This is a genomic window from Salipiger sp. HF18, from assembly GCF_011806505.1.
Lineage (GTDB): Bacteria > Pseudomonadota > Alphaproteobacteria > Rhodobacterales > Rhodobacteraceae > Salipiger > Salipiger thiooxidans.
On the sequence record NZ_JAATOS010000379.1, the window covers coordinates 1 to 3,856 of the forward strand.

3 protein-coding genes are annotated in these 3,856 nt (G+C 70.5%); all 3 read left to right on the forward strand.

Annotated elements, in window-relative coordinates; translation table 11 throughout:
- Positions 1 to 4 precede the first annotated feature (4 nt).
- The 3 genes from deoC (at position 5) to HC022_RS20865 (ending at position 3,753) form a co-directional block, all read left to right on the forward strand.
- Complete coding sequence (gene deoC, locus HC022_RS20855; RefSeq protein WP_167453699.1) at positions 5 to 1,000, forward strand: deoxyribose-phosphate aldolase; 996 nt, start codon at positions 5 to 7, stop codon at positions 998 to 1,000.
- A gap of 180 nt (positions 1,001 to 1,180) precedes the next feature.
- Positions 1,181 to 2,212, forward strand: a complete 1,032-nt coding sequence (locus tag HC022_RS20860; RefSeq protein WP_167453697.1) for a BMP family protein — start codon at positions 1,181 to 1,183, stop codon at positions 2,210 to 2,212.
- Positions 2,212 to 3,753, forward strand: a complete 1,542-nt coding sequence (locus tag HC022_RS20865) for an ABC transporter ATP-binding protein (RefSeq protein ID WP_167453698.1) — start codon at positions 2,212 to 2,214, stop codon at positions 3,751 to 3,753. The genes HC022_RS20860 and HC022_RS20865 overlap by 1 nt, the downstream gene beginning before the upstream one ends.
- Positions 3,754 to 3,856 lie beyond the last annotated feature (103 nt).

Consider the following 3,856-nt stretch of genomic DNA (forward strand, 5'->3'; position numbering starts at 1 on the left):
CCACATGGCCCAAACCACCGAGGCACCCGACATCGCGACCCAGCTTCCGCAGACCACGGAGCCGCGGAACCCCGGCATGGCGCTCGACATGGACCGGGTGATGCGGGCCACCGCCAACCGTTCGGCCATCGAGCGGCGCGCGGCGACGCTTCCGGGCCGGCGCTCGGTCAAGAAGGACCACCAGGCCGCGTGGCTGGCCCGGGCGGTGTCCTGCATCGACCTCACGACGCTTGCGGGCGACGACACCCCCGGGCGGGTGGCACGGCTCTGCGCCAAGGCGAAGCAGCCGGTGCGCGCCGACCTGCTCGAATCGCTCGGGCTCGAGGGGCTCACCGTGGGCGCGGTCTGCGTCTACCACGACATGATCGAGCCCGCGGTGGCGGCGCTCGAGGGCACGGGGATCCCGGTGGCCGCGGTCTCGACCGGCTTTCCCGCCGGGCTCTCGCCGTTCCCGCTGCGCCTTGCCGAGATCGGCGAGAGCGTGAAGGCCGGCGCCCGCGAGATCGACATCGTGATCTCGCGCCGGCTGGTGCTGACCGGCGACTGGGAAGGCCTCTACGACGAGATGCGCGCCTTCCGCGAGGCCTGCGGCGAGGCGCATGTGAAGGCGATCCTCGCCACCGGCGAGCTTGGCACGCTGCAGAACGTGGCACGCGCTTCGATGGTCTGTATGATGGCGGGGGCGGATTTCATCAAGACCTCGACCGGCAAGGAAGGGGTGAACGCCACCCTGCCCGTCAGCCTCGTGATGATGCGCGCGATCCGCGAGTACCACGAGGAGACCGGCCACCGCGTCGGCTACAAGCCGGCGGGCGGGATCTCGAAGGCGAAGGATTCGCTGAACTACCTCGCGCTGGTCAAGGAAGAGCTTGGAGACCGCTGGCTGCGGCCGGATCTCTTCCGCTTCGGCGCCTCGAGCCTGCTCGGCGACATCGAGCGCCAGCTCGAGCACCACGTCACCGGCGCCTATTCCGCGAGCTGGCGTCACGCCATCGGCTGACGGATTTTCCGAGCCTTTCCGAAACGATGACCCGGCGGGCGCCTGTTTCATGGGCAGCGCGCCCCGCGCCGCGCGGCGCCGTGCGGGATTCTCCGCCGCCGCAACCTTGGCTCTTGTGAGACACCGGGTCCGTCCCTTACCGTTTGGTCAAAAATTGATCGCTGACAGACAGGGGGACACATGACCGACAGACGATCGCTTCTCGCCCATCTCACCCGCCGGAGGATGCTCATTGGCTCCGCCGGCTTCGCCGCCGCCGCGAGCACCGGCTTCCTGCCGCAGCGTCTCTTCGCGCAGGAGCCGATCCCGGTCGCGGGGATCTACACCGTGCCGGTGGAACAGCAGTGGGTGAGCCGCATCCACCTCGCCGCCGAGGCCGCCAAGGCGGATGGCCAGATCACCTACACCTTCTCCGAGAACACCGCGAACACCGACTATCCGCGCGTCATGCGCGAATATGCCGAGAGCGGCGCCAAGCTCATCGTCGGCGAGATCTTCGGCGTCGAGCAGGAGGCCCGCGAGGTGGTGCTCGACTACCCCGACACCGCCTTCCTGATGGGCTCGTCCTTCATGCCGGACCCGGCCTACCCGAACCTCGCGGTGTTCGACAACTACATCCAGGACGCGTCCTACCTGTCGGGCATCATCGCCGGCGCCATGACCGAGACCGGCAACATCGGCATGGTCGGCGGCTTCCCGATCCCCGAGGTCAACCGCCTCATGCACGCCTTCATGGCGGGGGTGAAGCAGACGAAGCCGGACGCCACCTTCCAGGTGAGCTTCATCGGCTCGTGGTTCGACCCGCCCCAGGCCAAGGAAACCGCCTTCGCGATGATCGAGAACGGCGCCGACCTGCTCTACGCCGAGCGCTTCGGCGTTTCGGATGCCGCGCAGGAGAAGGGCATCCTCGCCATCGGCAACGTCATCGACACGCAGGCCGACTACCCCGAGACCGTGGTGGCCTCGGCGCTCTGGCACTTCGAGCCGACGCTGCAGGCGGCGCTGGCGAAGATCGCCGAGGGCAGCTTCGAGGCCGACAACTACGGGCTCTACAGCTTCATGAAGGAGGGCGGCTGCTCGCTCGCGCCGCTCGGCACCTTCGAGGGCAAGGTCCCGCAGGACGCGCTCGACATGGTCGCCGAGAAGGAGGCCGCGATCAGGGCGGGCGACTTCGAGGTCGAGATCGACGACAGCGAGCCCACCTCCTTCTGATGGCCACGCAAGACCCGGCGCAGGGCGACACCGTCCTGCGCCTCTCCGGCATCACCAAGCGGTTCGGGGCGCTCACCGCCAACGACGGCATCAGCTGCGCGCTGGCGCGGGGCGAGGTCGTGGCGCTGCTGGGCGAGAACGGCGCGGGCAAGACCACGCTGATGAACATCCTCTTCGGCCACTACACCGCCGACGAGGGCAGCGTCGAGGTCTTCGGCCAGCCCCTGCCGCCCGGCCAGCCCGGCGCCGCTCTGGCGGCGGGCGTCGGCATGGTGCACCAGCATTTCACCCTCGCCGACAACATGACCGTGCTCGAGAACATCCTGCTCGGCACCGAGCCGCTCTGGCGTCTGCGGCTGGGCCGCCCCGCGGCGCGGCGCCGGGTGCGCGCGCTGGCGCGGGACTTCGGGCTGGCGGTGAGGCCCGACGCCCGGGTCGGCACGCTCTCGGTGGGCGAGCGGCAACGGGTCGAGATCCTCAAGGCGCTCTACCGCGACGCCCGCATCCTGATCCTCGACGAGCCCACTGCCGTGCTCACGCCGCAGGAAGCCGAGGCGCTGTTCCTCACCCTGCGCAAGATGGTGGCGCAGGGGCTGTCGGTGATCTTCATCAGCCACAAGCTGCACGAGGTCATGGCGATTGCCTCGCGCGTGCTCGTGCTGCGCCACGGCAGGCTGGTGGGCGAGACCGCCACCGCCACGACCACCCGCCACGCGCTGGCCACCATGATGGTCGGCGCCGAGATCGCCGCCCCTGCCGCCGCCAAGGCGCGCCCCGGCAACGTGCTGCTGCGGCTGGAAGGCGTGAGCACCGCGCCGCAGGGCAGCCGCCCCGGCCTGCGCGACGTCGACCTGTCGCTGCGCGCGGGCCAGATCCTCGGGCTCGCGGGCGTCTCCGGCAATGGCCAGGGCGCGCTGGCGGACCTCCCCTCGGGGCTCGAGACGCCGGTTTCGGGCGAGTTGCGCATCGCCGGAAAGGCGCCCGCGGCCTGGAGCCCGCGCGAGGCCCTCGCCGCCCGCATCGGGCGCATCCCCGAGGACCGCCACCGCACCGGCACCATCGCCGATTTCAGCCTGACCGAGAACGCGGTGCTCGAAAGCTACGCCCATGCGCCCGCCTCGCGCCGCGGCTGGATGGACTGGCGCGCCGCCCGCCGCGACGCTGAGGCGATCATCGCCAAGTACGATGTGCGCTGCCCCGGCCCCGAGACCCGGATCCGCCTGCTCTCGGGCGGCAACATGCAGAAGCTGATCTTGGGCCGCGTGCTCGAGGCCGCGCCGCGCATCATCCTCGCCAACCAGCCGGTGCGCGGGCTCGACATCGGCGCCGTGACCTACGTGCAGAAACAGCTCATCGCCGCCCGCGACGGCGGCGCCGCGGTGCTGCTGATCTCCGAGGACCTCGACGAGATCCTGACCCTTTCGGACGTGATCCGGGTGATCTCCGACGGCCGCCTCTCGCCCGAGTTCGCACGCGGCGAAAAGACCCCGGCCGAGCTTGGCCAGTGGATGGCGGGACAGGGGTTCGACCATGCCGCGTGACCTCTCCCCCTGCGCCGCGCCCCGGTCTTCCAATGGCGTCAAATATCCCGGGGGAGTCGCCGCAAGGCGACGGGGGCAGCGCCCCCTCCCAGCCCTCCGGCCC

Coding starts and splice junctions, on each gene's coding strand:
- deoC (WP_167453699.1), top strand. CDS start 5: ATGGCCCAAACCACCGAGGCACCCGACATCGCGACCCAGCTTCCGCAG.
- HC022_RS20860 (WP_167453697.1), top strand. CDS start 1,181: ATGACCGACAGACGATCGCTTCTCGCCCATCTCACCCGCCGGAGGATG.
- HC022_RS20865 (WP_167453698.1), top strand. CDS start 2,212: ATGGCCACGCAAGACCCGGCGCAGGGCGACACCGTCCTGCGCCTCTCC.